Here is a 16,959-nt window from a genome sequence, read left to right as displayed (position 1 = left end):
TCCAGCCCGGCTCCGCTACGCTCCGCCGGACTGGACAGGAGCCGCCGAGCGGTGTTTGGCTAACATAGTCTCTGGTGTCCCACGTGGGGGCAGGTCATTGGTACTCATGTCCGAGCAACCCTGCGGCGACCGCATTCGCCATAATGCCTCCAGATGTCAAATGACCGCACCAAGGGTTTCTGACGACCGCTCTGAGCGAGTGATTCCCATATACGGGTTAGCTTCCGCGGCGCTCCGCGCGCTTACCCTAGAGGGTTAATCCATTCACTCTGCACTAGGCCAATCTATGTGGGTAGGCATGCCCATCGCCGCAAGGGTCACTTTCTCGGCTCTCGGTTGTGCGATTTAGAAGCAATAAAAACTATCCAGCTGCATTTCCCGCCGGTCGACCGACTGGCTCAACTTCACCCAGTACGAGCCCGCCGAGGGCCAAGGGCTGGTGCGACACCATCATCGCGTTGCGCGACCGGTTGGTCCGCAACACGACGGTGATGACCCCAATCAACCCGGTCCCGAACCTGACCAAGAAGGACGAGTGCAGGTTCCAGGTCGAGAAGCTGGCAGCGCTCCAGCGGGCGGACTGCACCTACGCCCAGGCCCGTTCGACGTGGCGCTGGTTCTTCAACCACGACTTCTGGGCCGCCATTCAAGAGCAGGCGTTCGCCAAGGCCGAGATGGCAGGGCGCTGCCGTTCTCCGTGGCCATCACCTGCGGTCTGGCCAAGCGGGAGGGAGCGCCGGTCTACGGCACACTCTACAGCGGCGTCGGCGTGCTGCCCAAGGGCTCCGCCCTGCGGTTCACGGTGGCCAACACCAACGTGCCGCCGCCGTACAACAGCATTCGCAGGATCGTCCAGAACAAGGGCGACGACGCGCGGGCGGCCGGTCAGATGGGCTGGCAGCAGGACAACGGCGGGATGGAGCGCTGGACCGGCACGGTATACCGCGGCGACCACAGCATGGCGTGCCAGATCCACCGGGGCGGTGTCGTGCTGGCTGAGACGGTGCACCGGGTGCGCATTCGCGATGAGGCCCGGCGCGGCTTCTTCCGGCACCCGTGGGTGTAGCCCGCGCTTGCCTGCGCCAGCCCGTGGCCCGGGGGTTGATCGCATCCGATCGGGATACGGGTGCTGGCGGCTCAGGGTGGTCGATGAAAGGAATATCGCTCCCAATCAAAGGCTTAGTTGCCGGATTCCGGGAGAATCATTGACTCTAAAGAGAACGCCCGCGGACACCGCCTTCGTCAGCCGCGCCGACCACGAGCACCCGGCGGCTTCAGCAGCGCCAAGCAGATGGACAGGCTGCCCTCATCGGTGCACGCCTCAATCGGCCGCCGATGACCAAGCTGCGGGTTCGTCGAGCGCATCCACAGGTCGGCCTTGGCCCCCAGCACTCGTTCGGCCTCGTGTCGCAGGCGTTCCCGGCATTCCTCGGCTCGGGCTTGGCGTTCACCCTCGGCTATGAGGCGCGCCTGCTCAAGGCGTAGCGCGTGGTGGGCACGGGTGAGCTGTTCGGCCGTCATCATCTCCAGGCTGACGGCGGCCACGCCGTCCAGCAGACGCAAGGGCGTGTTCAACCACCACCGTGCCTCCTCCGGGCCGAGGAGCGTCACGGCGCGCTCAGAGAGCTCCTGGAGGCGCTGGGCACCGGCCTGTCGGGCGGCCGCTTCCGCCTTCCTGGCCTTCTCCTCGTCGGCCAGCCGCCGCTCCTCGCGGCGAAGCTCCCGTTCCTGTTCAAACGGCAGCCCGAGCAGGTTCTCCTCGACGGGGGCTCCGGGTTCACGCATCCGGCGCAACCGCGTCAGGTGACGCCATATCTCCGTGTGCCCCCAGTCCCCCAGCGCGGCCATCTCCTCAGGGGAACGGTCCAACCCCGCGTGCCGGGTGCGCATCCACCGATCCGGGTCGTCGGGGTGTCCCTCGGGCAGTTCGGCCAACAGCGCGACCAGCGTCTTCCGCAGGCTGGCCACCCGCCCCCGCTCGGCGGCAAGGTCCTTCAGGCGTTTGCGGGCGTGCTCGAGCGTGTGCTGGTAGTCGGCGATCGACCAACGCCACCGGATGTGATGGAGCAGGTTGGACGCCTTCAGCGTCTCCAGGTAGGACTCAATGGCTTCATAGGGCGATCGAAACCCGGGGAATTGCTCCCGGACCGCCTGCGCCAAGTCCTCGCTGACGAAGCCGGTGAACTCCCGCCGGACCAGACCAGCATCACGCAGCACCTTCAGGACCTCCTTGGTCTGGAAGCCCAGTTGGACGCAGATGTTCTCGGTGAGCAGGAAGGCGCTCACCACAACCGACTGCCACGCGGCGTCGCCGACAGCGAAACAGGCGCCGCCGTCCACCGGCACACCGACGAGGTGCTCGAGCCCAGCGTCGCGGATCCGGGCGATGTACGGCGCGGTCGCCGGGGTGCTGGCGGGCCGGTCACCGGCCTGACGGTACGCCAAGGCGAGCCGCTGCACGTCAGCGTTCCGCTTGGCCTCCCGGCGCTGCCGGTCGCGCTCCTGGCGCGCCCGCTCTTCCGCTTCCCGCCGTTCAGCGGCGGCCCTCAGTTCGGCGGTTGCCTCGTCCCCGTACCGGTTGAACAGCCACGTGCGCGGGGCCGAGTAGAGGATGGCGTCCACCACCTCGTGCTTCGGCGCGTCGTGCGCCACTCGCCCCAGGTCGATCTCGATGGCGGCCAGCTGGCGCTCGCGGATGAGCGCGATCTTCTTCGGCCCGCAGACGTGAGTGACGGCGACCTCAACGAGGAGCTCGTGGTCACCCCTGCGCGCGATCAGGTCCGGCCGCATGCCGTCCATCCCCTTCTCGAGCACCACGCTGTCGGGGCGGAACAGCGCCTCGCGGCGGACGAGGCGTTCCTGGTCGGCGTGCTGGGCCTTCACGGCGGGGGTGGCGACCACGCCATGCTCGGCGATCACCTGCTTCGCCAGCTTGTGCAGGGCAGTTTCTGTGCCGCCGGAGCAGTTGGTCACCGTGTAGTGTGCGAAGTGGTGCGCAAGGTCCTCGCCTTTATGGGCGACCAATTTGCTGTCGCACTCCGGGCAGGCGCAGCCACACGCCAGCCCGGATGGCACCTCTGAGATGTGCAGGATGCGTCCGTCCGTGGCCTCGCCGTAGGCCAGCAGCACCTCGCCACGGCGGCGTCCTGAGGTGCTGGGGGCAGCTCGGACGGGACAGGTAAGCATCGGGCGGCCTCAGGAAACGCTCTCAGGAAGCCCGTGAACGGCGTAGTCGCGCGGTGCGGCGGGCGTGCCGAACCGGGTGTGCGCCGACCACCAGAACACGCCGGATGCCCTGACCTTGAAATGTCCACGGACGATGTGCGCCCGGACCTCGCGCTCATCGACGCCACCTCCGGCACGACGGGCGGCGCGCAAGCGCCGGGACAGGTCGAGCGACACCGGCCGCAGCGGCACCAAGCCGGGCTTCGCCTTCCGCTGGCGAGCACGGTTCAGCTTGGTTAGGTCCTCGTTCTCGCCGACTTGGACCGCGTTCCGGCTGTTGATGAGCAGCAGGAGTGCAACGAGTTCGCGGCACCGGACCAGCCGGGTCGTGGTCCGCTCGGACCCACGCTCGGGCTGGAGAGCGCCGTACTGGTCCATCGGGACCATGCGCAGCCGGTCGTCCAACCCGATGATGGCTGCGAAGTCCTCGTCCGAGAACGATCGGCTCAGGGTTGCGGTGTCACCGTTGTCGGCACCGGCGCCAGGCTCAGTCTTTTCAAGCACCGCCTTCAGCTTCTCCGGGTCTGCCGCCGTCTCTCGGTGGTAACGAACCATCTCCGCGATATCGGGGTTGGCGAGGAGGTCCGCCGCCCGGACCTCCTGGTCCCATCCGATGGCCAGCGCGTACGCCTGGATGCTGATGGTGCCGTCCTGGCGCCCGCGGGCGAACGGCACCGCGATGGCGCCGTCCTGCTGCTCGAGGACGAGCCAGCCACGGCGGGATGCTGACTGGTCGTCCGGCGTGGCCCACTCCACCCAGGTGAGCGGGTGCGGTGCGCGGGCCCGATGCAGCGCTGCCAACATAGAGGCGGGCTTGGTCGACATCACCTGGTGTGCCGCCGCCAACACATCCGCGCCGATTTCGAACCGGCCGCAGCGCGGGTTGGACAGCGCCTCAAGGGCGACATGGAGCCAGAGCCCCTGACCGTCGCCGGTGCGCGGAGACAGCGCGATACGCTTTCGGTGACGTCCCAGGTCGCGGTCTTCGGGATGGGCCTTCAGGTACCCGCCGATGAGCTCAATGACGGTGTTGGCGAGATGCACGACATCCTCCTGAAGGCCTGCATGGTGGAGGTCAACAGCTGACCGGGTTGGCCCAGTTCACCCTGTCCAGCCCGGCCTTTCGGAGCAGGTGTTGAGCGCCGTGCTCGGGGGACACCGGCAGGCGCAAGGCGCCGATCAAGGCACGCAGCTGGTCGCGTGACGGCAGGCTGCCCTCCCACTCTCGCTCGTTTAGCTCGTCGTGGACCCGCTTCTCCTCGCCGTATAGGTCACCCTCCTTCATGCCCTTGGCCATGAGGGCTTCCTGCCGGGCCTTCTCCCCGTCGGACAGCACCGTCAGCTGCTTGATGAAGCGGCCGTCGGGCCCGAACAGGTTGTGGTGACAGAGCATGTTCAGCACCACACCCTCATCGACCACGCACAGGATGATGTGCGTCTCCCCAGTGACGCCGGGAAGGCGGTCCACCGCGCGCCGGGCGAACGCCACCCAGTCCGGCCACGGGATCTCCGACCAGGAGGTGGCGCCTTCCGGCCAAACGTAAGCCAGTCCGTCCTCCATGACGGCCTCCCGGTCTCAGGCCACGCTTTCGGGGAAGCGGTCTTCTTCCCCGATGCGCACAGCGCGCTGGCGCAGGACGGTCATGACGGCCTCGTCCAGCTGGCGCCGAACATCGGCTTCGTTCACCGGTTCGAACCAGGGGATGAGGCGAGACGTGATGTCCTCGACCTCGTGCCGATCACGGGGCAGCCAGTGCGGTGGGCACTCCGGCGTGTCCTCCGGCGGCTCGCCCAAAATCCTCCGCGCAGCCGCGGCCAGCTGTTCGCGGGCCCACCCGCATTCCCGGATCTTGGCCACCTCGCCGAGCGCACGGATCGCTTCGCCGCGGTCGATGAAGCCGTCGGCAACCACCTCGCCGTAGATCGCCATCGGGTTCTCGGTTGGGGACTTCAGCCAGCTTGCGCCTGTTGCGCCGGTCATCGACGACATCTTGGTGCAGACGCTCCACTTCGCGCGGACGTGCTTGTCGTCAAAGACGCTGGGCGGCCGGTAGAAGGCGGTGAAGTTCGCGACCAGCCGGATGCTCTTGGGCAAGGACACCGAGTCCCAGGCCAGCACGACGTGCTCCTGCGGGATGAAGCCGTCGTCCGGCAGACCCGATTCGACGGTGTCCATGAACATGCGCCCGAGGTCCGCATGCTGTTCCAGAACGTCCGCATCGGGCCACTGGATGCCGGGTTCGACGCGGTGGAGAACCTCAAACTTACGCATGAGCACCTCGGTCATGATCGGGGACGTCATCATACCCGGTCCGGAATGCGATCCCCAGTGGTGAATGCGGCGCCCCGCACACCGTCATCAGCCCAGGTCCGCGGGAACGAAGACGACCTCCCGCTTCGCAGCGCCGGGGTCCGTGAGCTTGGGGAAGAAGGCGATGACCGCCACCTTCACCCGGCCGAAGCGGGAATCGGCGTCGTAGGTGGCGTGCAGCGCCATGTGCCCCCGGCGCTCGACCGCCTGCACGTCGGCGAGCAACGAGGTGTAGATCTCGCGCTTCTTCACCGGCTCGTCGAGCCCCATCGGGTCATGAAGCGCAGAGCGGTAAAAGCCCAGGTTCTCGCGTAAGCTGGCGATTGCTTCAGCCGCGTCCGGCGTGCACCGGCCATCGTCAACCAAGTAGGCGTTGCAGTTAAGCAGGGTGGCCGCCTGCGGCTGCGTTTTCAGCGGCACACAGGGCACTCCCATCTTTCCCTCGAAGAACCGCATGGTCTGGAGAAGCGATTCGTCGATGCAGCGGCCCGGTCGGGGACGATGGAAGTCACCTTCCTTGAAGTCGAGCGCCACCGCCACCCGGTCCAACGTCTCGGTGCTCACCACCTCGCCGCGCTCGATCCGCTCGACCGTCGACAGGGAGACGGCCGCGAACTGCGCCAAGGTCTCCTGCTTCCAGTTCCGCGACCGGCGCCACGCCGTGACCAGTGCGGCAATTTCTTGGGGCGATGGGATGAACAGCGCGTCCCGGTCGTCCATGTCGTTGGTGCCGCCGGTGAAGCTCGGATCGTAGAAACCCATCATGGTCTCCATGGTCATCAGGTGCCAGGGATGATGACGTGCCGGATCGAACCAGAGGAGGCGGGAAAACCCTTCAGCAACCTGGATGTGCTTCCGGCCGCCACCCTGGGCAGGTAGGCCCCTCACCTCCACAGGGTTCTAACGCCGCCAAGCCATGTTCAAGGTTTGGCGAGTGCGCCGACAAGGACACGGTTGCCGCTCTCCCGCGCCATGCTGGCGGCGGACAGGCGTTTCCCGCCCACGTTGACCTCGGTGGTGGGGTTGGCTCCGGCCTTGATGAGTTCCTTGGCGACGGCCGCGTTGCCGACCGCCACAGCCAGCATCAGGGGCGTCCCCCCTTCCATGGCGAGCTGACGTTCGACCTGACCCCAGTTCATGGGGATCTGGTCCTTCGAGATCCGCATGGGCAAGTCCGGGCGCGCTCCAGCAGCAAGCAGGGCTGCCGTCACTTCGGGATGGCCAGAGTGAACGGCGCGCAGCAAAGGGGTGAGCTGGTCGCTGCGCCAATCCTGTGTCCGCGCCCCCGCCTTGAGGGCAGCGTTAATGTTGGCCATTACGACCTTCGATTCCCGGACCAGATGGTGCAGAACACTCTCCCTGAAGGCGTCCACGGCGTTGGGATCGGCGCCCCGTTCAAGCAGAAGGCGGAACACCGCTGGTGGCGCCCCGGCCGCGGTCATCAACGTCGTCTTGCCCTGCGGGTAGACTTCCTTCGCCGAGGCTCCAGCATCGAGCAGACGACGAACCAGCACGTGGTCGGCATCCTTCGACATGATCGCGTAGAGCAGCGGTGAGCCACCGGCGAGAAGGTTGCCGGTCTTCTCCGGTGAGTATCCCTCGGGCTTCGCCGCGGTCGCACCGGCATCGAGTAGGGCGTTGACCATCTTGGGGCGGCTGTGACTCACCGCCCGCGTCAGAGGCGTCATGCCGGTCTCGTCATCCGGGATGTCGACGGATGCGCCATTGCGGAGCAGGTACTCGAAGACCTTCTCGGCGCCGTGGTCGGTTGCCATGTAGAGCGGCGTAAAGCCCATCGGCCACAGGCGCTCGTTAAGGTCGGCACCGGCACGGTGGAAGAGGATGAAAACACCAAGGTTGTCGGTGCGCGCGGCCGCGAAGAAGGCATCCTTGTCGATGCCGACGCCGATTCGCGTGAGCTCCTTCCGTGCCGCGTCGGAGGACAGCCGAGCCGCCTTCGCCGCGTCATAGGACGGCAGGGTGATGCGTGGCGCCGCCGCCTGCTTGAGATCGTCCTCGAGAGTCTTCGGCTTCCATGACGACGCCAAGGACCGAGCCTGCGCCAGGGCGCCCGGCACCATGCTCGCCTCGACGTTCGCACGCTGTTGAGAGGCAGCGTTGGCGATGGCGGGCGCGTCGGAGCCGGAGGCGAGATTGAACCACTTGTGAGCCTCAACCAAGTTGCCCGTCATGCTGGCCGCGAAGCCCGCCAGCAGCTGCGCGTAGGGCATTCCCCGGTCCGCAGCCGGACGCGCCCAGGTGAGCGCCGCAGCAGGGTCCTGGCGACCGAGATCGCCCGAGAGGTGGAGCGCAGCCAGCCGTGCGTTCGCCTCGACTTGCCCTTCGCGCGTCGCCTTCTCCAACCACACGGCGGCTTCCGGCGGGTTCTTAGGGGCTCCGGTGCCATCGGTGAGCATGGCGGCGAGGCCGACCATGGCCTCAGGGCTGCCGCCCTCCGCCGCCCGTCGCATGAACGGGTAGGCGGCGGAGGGATTCTTGGGAGTGCCTTCCCCGTTGAGATAGGCAACGGCGACGAGGCAGCTCGCGTCGGCGTGGCCCTGCTTGGCAGCCTCCAGCAACCACCGCATGCCATCCGCCGGGTTGTTCGGAAAGCAGAGCCCGGCAAACTTCAGCTGGCCGAGCTGCCACTGGGCCTCGGCGTTGCCACCCTTCGCTCCGCCCTCGACCTTCAGGGCGTCGCTGCAATCCCCCTGCTGTATCTGCTGCACGAGGAACAGGAACTCGAGCTTGCGCAGGCTCCGCAGGCTTCTCTCGGCCGCAGCCCCGCGCTCCTCGATGACGGCGATCTCGCCCTTGGAGGCCTTTTTGCCGAACAGGCTTTCAGCGGAGGAGGGATCCGGCAGTACCACCGACAGCATGAGCGCGGAAGCGAGTTTCCAGTTCACCGCAAACCCCCATCATTGACGGCGACCACCCGGGTCACCCGTTGCAGCGCCCGTAGCTGACAATGACCTTGTCCATGAGGCTCACGGTCTCGATGAAGAGGCTGCCGTCCTGGGTCATCTTCGCCCCCTGGACGCCGGTCGCGAAGTCGATGTTGGAGAAGGCCCCGCTCTGCTGGACGGTCATCGGATACCAGTCACAGGGCTTCGTTCCGCCACACCGGCCGTATTGGTTGCTGTCCGTCCGCAGCGTGACGAAGCTGGTGGTCGGGTCAGTAGGAACGCAGCCGGTCGGATCGCACGTCTGACGGCTCTGGAAGGTGCAGCGCACCTCGGCCGACCACACAGCTGTCGGAAGCGTTATGACAGCGATCGCGAAGAGGAGGCTGAGCGTCTTCATAGCTCAAAACGCTACCCTCATGAGGCGAAGCAGACAACAGCCGTTCGCATCCTGAGGGGCGGATGGTTCGCTGCCACACGAAGTGGCGGCGACGGCGGCAAGACCTACCGCCGTTCAGGGGCGCCCAGTGCATTTTCCGGCAGGCTTCAGCCTCCGGAAGAGATGGCCGAGGAACTCTACCACGGTGCGCACCTGCCCGCCGAGGATGAAGAACACGGCGGTCATGATCACACCCCACGTCCACGAGCCAAAGAGGAAGAAAAGGGGCATGAACAGGTACAACACCGAAGGTGGACGGCAGACGCTGGCCTGCGGAAATCTTATCGCAAAGCCCTACCCTCTTCATAACGCCGAAACTCTGTGGACGCCCGGTGCACAGCCCCGAGCTGATCGCACAGGTTCTCAAGGTCGCGTTCGCTCAAGGACGGATAGCCGAGATCAAGACGGAGCTTGTCCGTGCCGGACGCATGCAGGCCGCGGGCATGGCTGGCGATGTCCACAAGCAACGCCGCGCAACGTTGGGCCGGTTCAGCGTTCGGCCCGCAGACCCGTCCGAGTGATATCGCCAGCTGAGCCGCCTCCCACGCCACCGTGTCGATGTTCACCTCCCGCGGCTCGGTCGTCAGCGGGAAGTCTGGGCCGCGGCGGCTCGAGGTCTCGGCGATCCGGGCGGCCATGACATCGGGATTGAACCCAATCCGCAGTTCCCCAGTCAGCCCGACCGAGCGGCGAGACCGCCCACCATCGAACCAGACCGCTCCAACCAGCTCGTTGCGCTCGTTGAACCTCATCACCGCGGGCGCAATTGTGCGCGACGTCAGCACGCCACCGGCGTAGCGAAGAACGGTTGCGCCGTGTCGGGCAACCGAGACCTGGGTGAATTGCTGGCCTTCTGCCCGCATCTTGGCGGCGTACTCGGGCGATACCGGCCGGACGCCGCCAGGACCGACCTCGTAAGCGACCGTCGTTGCCTTCGAACCCCAGGCCCCGGCATCCAGATCCGCTCTGGCACGTCCGGCGATGGTCCGGCCGACTTTGCCAAGCAGGCCGCCCAGCTGCTCTTTCAGCGTCGGGGGCGATAAAAGGCCATGCTGCCCCCGAAGGTCGCGACGCAGCTTGCGTTCGCGGCGTCCGGCAAGAACGCCATGGACCTCTTCGGCGACCAACGCCGCCGGAAACAGGACCAGGGTGGCGGTGGCTGGCCCGGCTGCCAGCGCGACGGCTCCAACCGCGGTCAGCAAGAGCCCGGCATCACGGACCAGGTACTTCCAGCTGCGGGCGCGGCGGACGGCGTCCTGGTCGGCGTGCGCCTCCTGTTGCTGATCATTGCCCTGCGTCATCGTTCAAGCTCCCGTGCGACCGGCCTGCCCCCAAATGTCGGTGCAGGCCAGGCAAGGGACGTGATCGGAACTGCAACGGTTCGGAGAGTGCGGCGCACCGTACGGATGCCGCCGAACCGATCAGGAGGGCGGCTCCGCTTGAGCGCAGATGTACGTCGCGCGTCAGCCTTGACGCCGTCCTTCGTCCCATGCGCACAATGAAAACTGCCCCATCATCGGCCTGGCAGGGCCTCCGGGGCGGTTTCCATTCAACTGATGCCTAGGAATCATGATGCAGGTCAGCAGTGATTTCAAGGGCCGTCTCGCGGTGAGATAGCCCATGACCAAGAGCTTCAGGACCAAATCCAGAGGCACGCGGCGCGGTGACTTGAGCCATGTTGTCAATGTTGTCATGGCTCAGGCACTTCGATCCGGCAAACGGCACCGGATTTCCCGCGCCGCTCAGGCTGAGATTGCGGAGCGGGTGCTAGCCGCGCGTTTGCCGGTGCTGGCCGATCTGACGGCCATCGTTCAGGTGCGCGGCGGTCAGCTCACCGATCCGCAGATCGGGGCCATCGCCGCCCTGCTGTCACACCTCGTCCATTGCGACATCCTGGCTGAGACTATTACTGACTGGCTGCGGGAAGCCGGTGCCCAACCCGGAACAGCAGAGGCATGGTTGCAGTCTCCAGCCGGTCACGACTGCCTCGCCAGAGCACGCGCCGCTCAAGACGATCACCTCGTCGAGGTCCGGCGCGATCACAGCATCAAGTCCCTGAAGCTCATCTTCGCCATCACCGACCACGAGGCAGAGAGTCTCAGTCTTGCCAAGCTCATACCCGAGCGGATGCGTTCTCGCCTTCGGCGCCGTGCGGAGGGCTCGCGCCCTGCCGCCGAACACGCCACCACGAGGCCGGAGCACCCCCGGGAAAGACAAGTAGCAGAGGCGCCCCGTTCTACCCATTACAGGAAGATGGCGAAGGACGAGGTCGACAAGGCCGTTGCTGCCGTCCGGCAGGCCGCCGGTACAGCTTCCGCTGAGCCTGGTGCGAAGCCTTGGGAGGATCTCGGAATCAGTCGGGCTACGTGGTTCCGGCGCCAGCGCGCGGCCGGTGAGACAAAATATGAGACTCCGTCCGACCCTATCGCGTACGCGCGCGATATTTCTTTTATACATACGGTCGCACCGAGTCTCACTCGGAGTCTCACGTCGCCGACGCAACCGCCCAAGTCGGCCTTCCCGACCTCGGAGGCCCGGCAGCTGGCGGCATTGGCCGACCGGCACGGAAGGCGATGGTCAGGCGGCGCCAAGGGCTGGCATGAACCGGAAAGCTGGTTCGACCCTCCCGATCGCCCCATGGCCGACCAGGATCAGGCCGAGTACGAGGCAGCCGTCGCTGCGGCTCGTCGGGCAGAGTGGCGGCGACAAGGTGTCCATACGTCGCGTGCACGCAAGGCGGCGGGTGTCCTGTCGGTCCCACATATTCCAACAGCTTCACCCGATCCGTGCTCATGCCCGAAGCGCGTAACACCGGCGGTCTGGGAAGCGGTGCCCGTTCCGTTGCGGCAGCGTGTACGACGCCTTACCGGAAGGTTCTTCGCGCAGGGCGAAGGGCCAGACGCGGCGGTGGCGCGCGCAGTCGAAGCCGTGCGTCGCATGGATGCGATTTACGTCCGCGTGATGGACGCAGCCCCCGATGCCAACCCTGATCGAGTGCGATGTGAAGCCGATGCCCGATGGCGCCAGGCGACCGACGTCGCCGTAGAGGCAATTCTGGCTGTGCTCGCCGCAGACCGTGAAGCGGCTGCTCACGAGGCTGAGGTTCAAGCGGCGGCCATGGAGCGAGCGGCTCATCTGCTGTCCAAGGCCCAACCACCAATTCCTGCGTACTGGTGGGAGGCTACGCTGGTTGCGGCCGCCCGGTTGTTGCGCGAGCGGCCTCGACTCGGTGTCGCGGAGTTGGCTCCGACGGCACTCGCGCAGGCGACTGCCGGTTCGGCAACGTCATCTCCGTGAGCTTGGGGAGAGAGGACAGCATCCCCGCTGATGTTACCCTGGCGAAGCTGAACGCGGATGGTGGTGACGGCACCCGTGCGTGAGGGAATGAACGGAACAAGGTCTGCGTCCTCACGTCGGCGAAGCGGGACCGCCGACCGCCGACGAAGCGAGCCTGCGGAGGTTGCCCAGCACGGCGGTCGCCGCCTCGTCGGCAGGGATATCCCAGCAGGCTGCCAGCGCCTCGCGAGCCACGCCAACCTCACCGGGGCCAAGCGGCTTGCCACCGATCGCGGCAAACGGGCCGTCCGTCTCGGTTAGCACGCGGTCCCGGGGCATGGCCGCAAGCAGGTCGCGCCCGCGCTTGCCTGTCACCATTGCCGGGCCGACCGAGAACCAGCAGCCCATGGCAACGGCGCGCTGGAGCTCGGCCTTGGTGCCGGAGAACCAGTGCAGCACTGGGACACCCGCGTCGGAGTGGCGGGCCAGCACGTCCAGGACCTCGGTGGCGGCGCGGCGGCTGTGGATGGAGAGGACGCGCCCGCCTACTCGGGCCGAGGCGGTCAGGACGTGTTCAAAGACGCTGACCTGCTCCCGCCAATGCGGCTTGCACTCCGGGCTGCCATCCAGGCCAACTTCGCCGACGTATCGGGTCTCAGGCAGCAGGGCGTCGAACAGAGGCAACTCCCCGATGCGTTCGTGGGCGAGCTGCGGATGCAGGCCCAGCGCCGTGCGGATGCGGTCATGGCCCTTAGCAAGCGCGGCCGTCCCACGCCATGCCTTGGGCGTCGTCGTTACCGACAGGATGTAGGCCCCGGACTCCGCACAGCGCCGGGCGGCGCCGACGGGGTCCGGGTAGAGGTCGAGATGGCAGTGGAGGTCGACCGCGGGTGCGCTCACGAAATCAGGCCGATGCTGGTAAGGTATGCCCTCACCTCTGCCATGCCGCGATGGGCGACGTCCAGCAGGGCATCGCGCTCCGCCCGATCCACGGGGAGCGGACCGGCCAGGGGCACCCAGCGGGCGAGGTCAGCGGTCGGCAGCCGCCGGGCGGCCAGCACCATCGCCATCAGGTCGTCCGCCGCCTCTTCCATCGGCAGGACCGCCGCAAGGTTCTGGCTGACGGGGTCGTAGGGTGTCCGGTCCGCCATCCCGGCCGCTTGGAAGGAGGCGCGCCGGATCAGGCAGGGGACGCACTTGCCGCACTGCTTGCCGGTCCGCTTCCACTTCCCGCAGGACACCGTGTCGTGCGCCACCTGGGCCAAGGTCGCTTGGTCCGCGCACCCCCGGAGCATCTCGCCCTTGGTCCTCAGGGCGTAGGAATTGGAAATCCGGACCGGGATCCCGAGGACGTCCAGAAGGCGTTGCATCAGCCCCAGGAAATGCGGGTGGGTGGTGCGAGTGCTCAGCGCGCCGATTCGCCTCGTCGTCAGCGGCGGGTTCAGCGCGATGAGACCGTTCTCCGGCACGAAGAGATCCACCGGCGCGACCGCCATCCTGTGCTGGGCGAGGGTGGCCGCCACCAAGGCGCCGTAGGCGATGAAGTTGAAGCTGCGCGTCCGCATCTGGACATCGTTCGGGATGCCGAGTTCGGACTGCGGGTTCGCATTGGCGGCGAAGCGCGAGACTCTCGCTGGGAGCCGCGCCCAGACACACTCCTGCCGCTCCGCGTCGCCCCTATAGGAATGGCTGATCAGAAGCGGCCTGCGGCCCGCTGCGAGGAGGTCGAGGACGCCGACGGCGCTGTCGAGGCCGCCCGAGAAGAGGCAGACGCCATCGTGCCCGCGAAGGCGAATGCGGTTGCCCCGGTGTTGCGGGGTCGGGCGCTGCGGGCCGCCGCCCAAGAACTCGAACGTCCACTGGTCGCCGCTCAGGAAGCGGAGCGCCTCCTCCAGGAGCGGCCGCAGCGGCGCCCAGGGGACGGGGTTGGCGAGCGGGATCCGGAGGCGGAGGTCGCGGCTCCAGCCGTCGGCCGCCTCGTCCCGGTCGGCGAAGGTGTCGGCGGCCGTGACGGCCATGGCGACGGTCAGCAGGTCATGGGCGCGTTCGGGGACGGAAACGCCGAGGCGGCGCACCGCGGACCGCACCGGGCCGCCGATGGAGGCGGTCCGCCGCCGCGGCGGCGTGCTCCCGTACATGAGAACCGGGACGACGCCCGGGCTGCCCTGGGGAAGCCGCTTGTCGATGTGGTGGAAGATGATGTCGGTCACTGGTCGTACGCCTCCCACTCGGCCCAGATGTCCGCGATGGCGCGCAGCTGGACCGCCTCGACCATCCGCCCATTCAGCGTGCGGACGTTCCCAGCGAGCAGGGGCGCCATGTGCTTGTCGGCCGCGGAGCGGACGAGTTCGCGCATGGCCTTCTCGGCCTGCTCGACCCGCCCGGCGGCGGCGGCCTTGGCGAAGGCGTCGCGCGAGTCCAGCACGATCTGCTCATAGATGCACTGCGTCACGTAGGCCAGCATCATGTCGACGATGATGTCGTCGGTGATGTTGTTGGAGTCGAACTCCTCCATACCCTCAAGCGCCTCTGAGAGCGCCTCCAGCATCGCCACCCGGATGCGGTCCGCGTCACCGTTCGGCGGGAGCAGGGCGTCTACGAGAGCCTCAATGACGAGGTCGGTGTCGCGCCCGTTGAGAGTGGCGAGGTCGATGCCGGGGACGCCGGGATCCCGCCCGTCGCGTAGCGCGGCCATCGCGTCGAACAGGGCGCCGCCGGAGCGCGCCATGGCCCCGAAGCGCCGCGGGCCAACCGTCCGGCCGCCGGTGGCGGTCCGGGCGTAGCGGCCAAGGGCCGAGCGCAAGTCGTCGCGGTCGCCGTCGGACACGAACTGGCCCAGCTTCGTCCGGAAGCCCCGGAAGCGTTGCGGCTCGGGTTCCGGCAACGGCGCCTGGCTATCGCTGTCCGCCCAGGGCGGCACGAGTGGCGAGTTGGTTCCGGGGCCGCGGCTCGAGGTCGAGGTCCCCATCAGCGCGTCTCCCCGACCTTGAACCAGTCCTTGTCCTTGACCAGCGTGCCGAGCCAGGGCGGCAGCTTCTGCGGGTTGGCGCGGCGGATGAAGGCAGCCAAGTCGTTGGCTGCCTGGGCCGACCGCTCCGCCAGGATGAGCGCGCCGTGGAACCCGTCGGGTCGGGTGTTCCAATCGGCGTGGGGGCGGAAGGTCTCGAGCATCGCCTTCATGACGGCCACGCGCTCCGACTCCGGGATGGAGTCGGCCGCATTGTTCGCAGACCGCGAGGAGATCGAGGTGGCGCGGAGCAGCATGCGCAGTCCCTCTGCGGCCGGTTCCGACAGGCCGCCTCTGAGACTGCGCAGGGGCAATGTCTCACGACTCAGGTAGACGAGCGGTCGAAGATTGACGCCTGCCAGCTGCGGCTCGAGGGCGAGCCACTCGCGAATGAAGGCCGCCCGCGGCTTCCATTCCTTCGGGCAGGAATCCTCGAACACCTTGGCGTCCTCATTAAGCAGCTTCGACAGGTTCGCCAACACCTCGGGCTTGCCGTCGTCGGCGGCGTTGATCTCCCGGTACAGGTGGGCTGTGGCCATGGAGTCAGTGCAGCGCTCGAACAGGGCCAGCTTTGCGACGAGCGCTTCGTCCACCGGCATCTCGCGGCGTTTGGCGACCTGCGAGCGCATCCGCACGACGTTCAGCATGCGCTTGACGATGCGGGGGTTGCCCTGAACCTGCTCTTGGCTCACCAGCATCGGCGCCATGCGCTCGGCGATGCCGAAGCCGAGCGCGACGTCGGACGGCGGATTTGGTCCGAGCACGGCGAGCGCGTCCTCCGCGCTGATCGGCTCCTCCTTCCATGCCTTGCGGAGGTTGTCCTCCAACTTGGCGCGCAGGGACTCGACCTTGTCGGCGGGCACGTTCCGCGCGGCCGAGGCGAACAGGAGGAACAGGTAGGCGCGGACCTCCTGGACGCCGAGCGACGGAACGCGCACCGGCACCTGGATCAGCTTGTCCAGGTAGTCGGTGACGTGGCGGTCGCCGGGGTCGTTGAAGTGCTTGGAAACCGAGTGCCGGACCATGTCCTCGTCGGCCGCGACAACGAAGGCGGTGTGGTCCATGAACAGGAACAGACGCAGCGCCTCCAGCGTGTGGATGGTCTGCGGCGGCAGGCAGCGGTCCAGGTTGTCGACGAAGACCACCAGGGTCTTCCCAAGGCCGCGGAGCACCTCCTCGAACTCGTTGCGGAAGGCGGCGATCTCCTTGGGTGGTGTTCTCTGCTTCTCGGGATCCAGCAGCCCCTTGCCGCGCTCCTTGGCCGTCTTTCCGGCCTCCCGCACCGCATCGAGGTCCTCCGCATCGCCGTCACCGGAGATGAAGTCGCCGACTGCCCCGAATGCCTGGTTCAGCCAGCCCATCGTCGGGACGCCCATGGCGATGGCGCCGACCTCGGCGGCCAGACCAAGGGCTCGCATCTTGTTCACGCGGCCGAGCAGGCTCTTGGCCTTCTTGAGGAGGCCCTCATTGTCCTTGGCTGCCTCAAGGAGCGTCGTTGCGATGACCTCCATCAATGCCGCGCGGGAGTCGTCGAACCCTTGGTAGAGCCAGGCGTCGAAGCGGACGACGATGAACTTGCCCTTCCTCTCCTCGGTGGACAGGCCGCCCTCGATCAGGTTCAGCAGCGTGGACTTGCCAGTGCCCCAGGTGCCGAACACGCCAACCGACACCGGCCGCATGGCCGGGGAGCCGACCACGTCCACCACCAGGTCTGCGACCTCGGAGAAGTTCAGGAAGTCCTGCTTCGTATCGACGTCAGCCCACATCCTTGCCTCACTCGCACATCCGTTCAGGCTAA

General features: G+C 67.1%; 14 protein-coding genes. 2 read left to right on the top strand and 12 right to left on the bottom strand.

Annotated features, from left to right (window positions below; genetic code table 11):
- Positions 1–697: 697 nt before the first annotated feature.
- Complete coding sequence (locus ACRWK7_RS23630) at positions 698–1,066, top strand: nucleotide-binding domain-containing protein (RefSeq protein WP_431858770.1); 369 nt, start codon at positions 698–700, stop codon at positions 1,064–1,066.
- A gap of 176 nt (positions 1,067–1,242) precedes the next feature.
- Here ACRWK7_RS23630 and ACRWK7_RS23625 read toward each other — a convergent pair whose 3' ends face one another.
- The 8 genes from ACRWK7_RS23625 to ACRWK7_RS23590 form a co-directional block, all read right to left on the bottom strand.
- Complete coding sequence (locus ACRWK7_RS23625) at positions 1,243–3,129, bottom strand: hypothetical protein (protein WP_431858769.1); 1,887 nt, start codon at positions 3,127–3,129, stop codon at positions 1,243–1,245.
- Positions 3,130–3,195: 66 nt separating this feature from the next.
- Positions 3,196–4,269, bottom strand: coding sequence for a hypothetical protein (locus tag ACRWK7_RS23620; protein ID WP_431858768.1), 1,074 nt, complete (start codon positions 4,267–4,269; stop codon positions 3,196–3,198).
- Between the two features lie 31 nt (positions 4,270–4,300).
- Entirely contained in the window at positions 4,301–4,786 is a 486-nt protein-coding gene (locus tag ACRWK7_RS23615) for a hypothetical protein (protein ID WP_431858767.1), read from the bottom strand.
- A 15-nt stretch (positions 4,787–4,801) separates the two neighbouring features.
- The gene (locus ACRWK7_RS23610; protein ID WP_431858766.1) at positions 4,802–5,512 is read right to left on the bottom strand and encodes a hypothetical protein; all 711 of its coding nucleotides are present in this window, start codon (positions 5,510–5,512) and stop codon (positions 4,802–4,804) included.
- A gap of 72 nt (positions 5,513–5,584) precedes the next feature.
- Positions 5,585–6,301, bottom strand: a complete 717-nt coding sequence (locus tag ACRWK7_RS23605; protein ID WP_431858765.1) for a helix-turn-helix domain-containing protein — start codon at positions 6,299–6,301, stop codon at positions 5,585–5,587.
- A 155-nt stretch (positions 6,302–6,456) separates the two neighbouring features.
- Entirely contained in the window at positions 6,457–8,442 is a 1,986-nt protein-coding gene (locus tag ACRWK7_RS23600) for an ankyrin repeat domain-containing protein (RefSeq protein ID WP_431858764.1), read from the bottom strand.
- 34 nt (positions 8,443–8,476) lie between these two features.
- Positions 8,477–8,839, bottom strand: a complete 363-nt coding sequence (locus ACRWK7_RS23595; protein ID WP_431858763.1) for a hypothetical protein — start codon at positions 8,837–8,839, stop codon at positions 8,477–8,479.
- Between the two features lie 320 nt (positions 8,840–9,159).
- Positions 9,160–10,179: a hypothetical protein gene (locus ACRWK7_RS23590; protein WP_431858762.1), complete on the bottom strand. Its 1,020-nt coding sequence runs from the start codon at positions 10,177–10,179 to the stop codon at positions 9,160–9,162.
- 319 nt (positions 10,180–10,498) lie between these two features.
- Here ACRWK7_RS23590 and ACRWK7_RS23585 point away from each other — a divergent pair, with 319 nt between their 5' ends.
- Positions 10,499–12,175: a hypothetical protein gene (locus tag ACRWK7_RS23585; protein ID WP_431858761.1), complete on the top strand. Its 1,677-nt coding sequence runs from the start codon at positions 10,499–10,501 to the stop codon at positions 12,173–12,175.
- A 111-nt stretch (positions 12,176–12,286) separates the two neighbouring features.
- Here the strand turns inward: ACRWK7_RS23585 and qatD are convergent, their stop codons facing one another.
- From qatD to ACRWK7_RS23565, 4 genes are read right to left on the bottom strand one after another with little or no spacing between them, the layout of a single operon-like run.
- Positions 12,287–13,054 (bottom strand): Qat anti-phage system TatD family nuclease QatD, encoded by a 768-nt coding sequence (gene qatD, locus ACRWK7_RS23580; protein WP_431858760.1) that lies wholly within the window; start codon positions 13,052–13,054, stop codon positions 12,287–12,289.
- Positions 13,051–14,364, bottom strand: a complete 1,314-nt coding sequence (qatC, locus tag ACRWK7_RS23575; protein WP_431858759.1) for a Qat anti-phage system QueC-like protein QatC — start codon at positions 14,362–14,364, stop codon at positions 13,051–13,053. Before qatC ends, qatD begins: the two co-directional genes overlap by 4 nt.
- A complete protein-coding gene (locus ACRWK7_RS23570) occupies positions 14,361–15,122 on the bottom strand; it encodes a hypothetical protein (protein ID WP_431858758.1) in 762 nt (253 codons plus the stop codon). Before ACRWK7_RS23570 ends, qatC begins: the two co-directional genes overlap by 4 nt.
- Positions 15,122–16,927 (bottom strand): KAP family P-loop NTPase fold protein, encoded by a 1,806-nt coding sequence (locus ACRWK7_RS23565; protein WP_431858757.1) that lies wholly within the window; start codon positions 16,925–16,927, stop codon positions 15,122–15,124. The genes ACRWK7_RS23570 and ACRWK7_RS23565 overlap by 1 nt, the downstream gene beginning before the upstream one ends.
- Positions 16,928–16,959 lie beyond the last annotated feature (32 nt).

The organism is Azospirillum sp. (genome assembly GCF_050789165.1).
Note: the sequence above shows the minus strand (reverse complement) of the source record. Positions and strands in the feature narration are given on the sequence as shown.

Excerpts from the sequence above, each read along its gene's own strand:
- ACRWK7_RS23615 (WP_431858767.1), bottom strand. The coding sequence starts at position 4,786 with ATGGAGGACGGACTGGCTTACGTTTGGCCGGAAGGCGCCACCTCCTGG.
- ACRWK7_RS23610 (WP_431858766.1), bottom strand. The coding sequence starts at position 5,512 with ATGACCGAGGTGCTCATGCGTAAGTTTGAGGTTCTCCACCGCGTCGAA.
- ACRWK7_RS23605 (WP_431858765.1), bottom strand. The coding sequence starts at position 6,301 with ATGATGGGTTTCTACGATCCGAGCTTCACCGGCGGCACCAACGACATG.
- ACRWK7_RS23595 (WP_431858763.1), bottom strand. The coding sequence starts at position 8,839 with ATGAAGACGCTCAGCCTCCTCTTCGCGATCGCTGTCATAACGCTTCCG.
- ACRWK7_RS23590 (WP_431858762.1), bottom strand. The coding sequence starts at position 10,179 with ATGACGCAGGGCAATGATCAGCAACAGGAGGCGCACGCCGACCAGGAC.
- ACRWK7_RS23585 (WP_431858761.1), top strand. The coding sequence starts at position 10,499 with ATGACCAAGAGCTTCAGGACCAAATCCAGAGGCACGCGGCGCGGTGAC.
- ACRWK7_RS23570 (WP_431858758.1), bottom strand. The coding sequence starts at position 15,122 with ATGGGGACCTCGACCTCGAGCCGCGGCCCCGGAACCAACTCGCCACTC.
- ACRWK7_RS23565 (WP_431858757.1), bottom strand. The coding sequence starts at position 16,927 with ATGTGGGCTGACGTCGATACGAAGCAGGACTTCCTGAACTTCTCCGAG.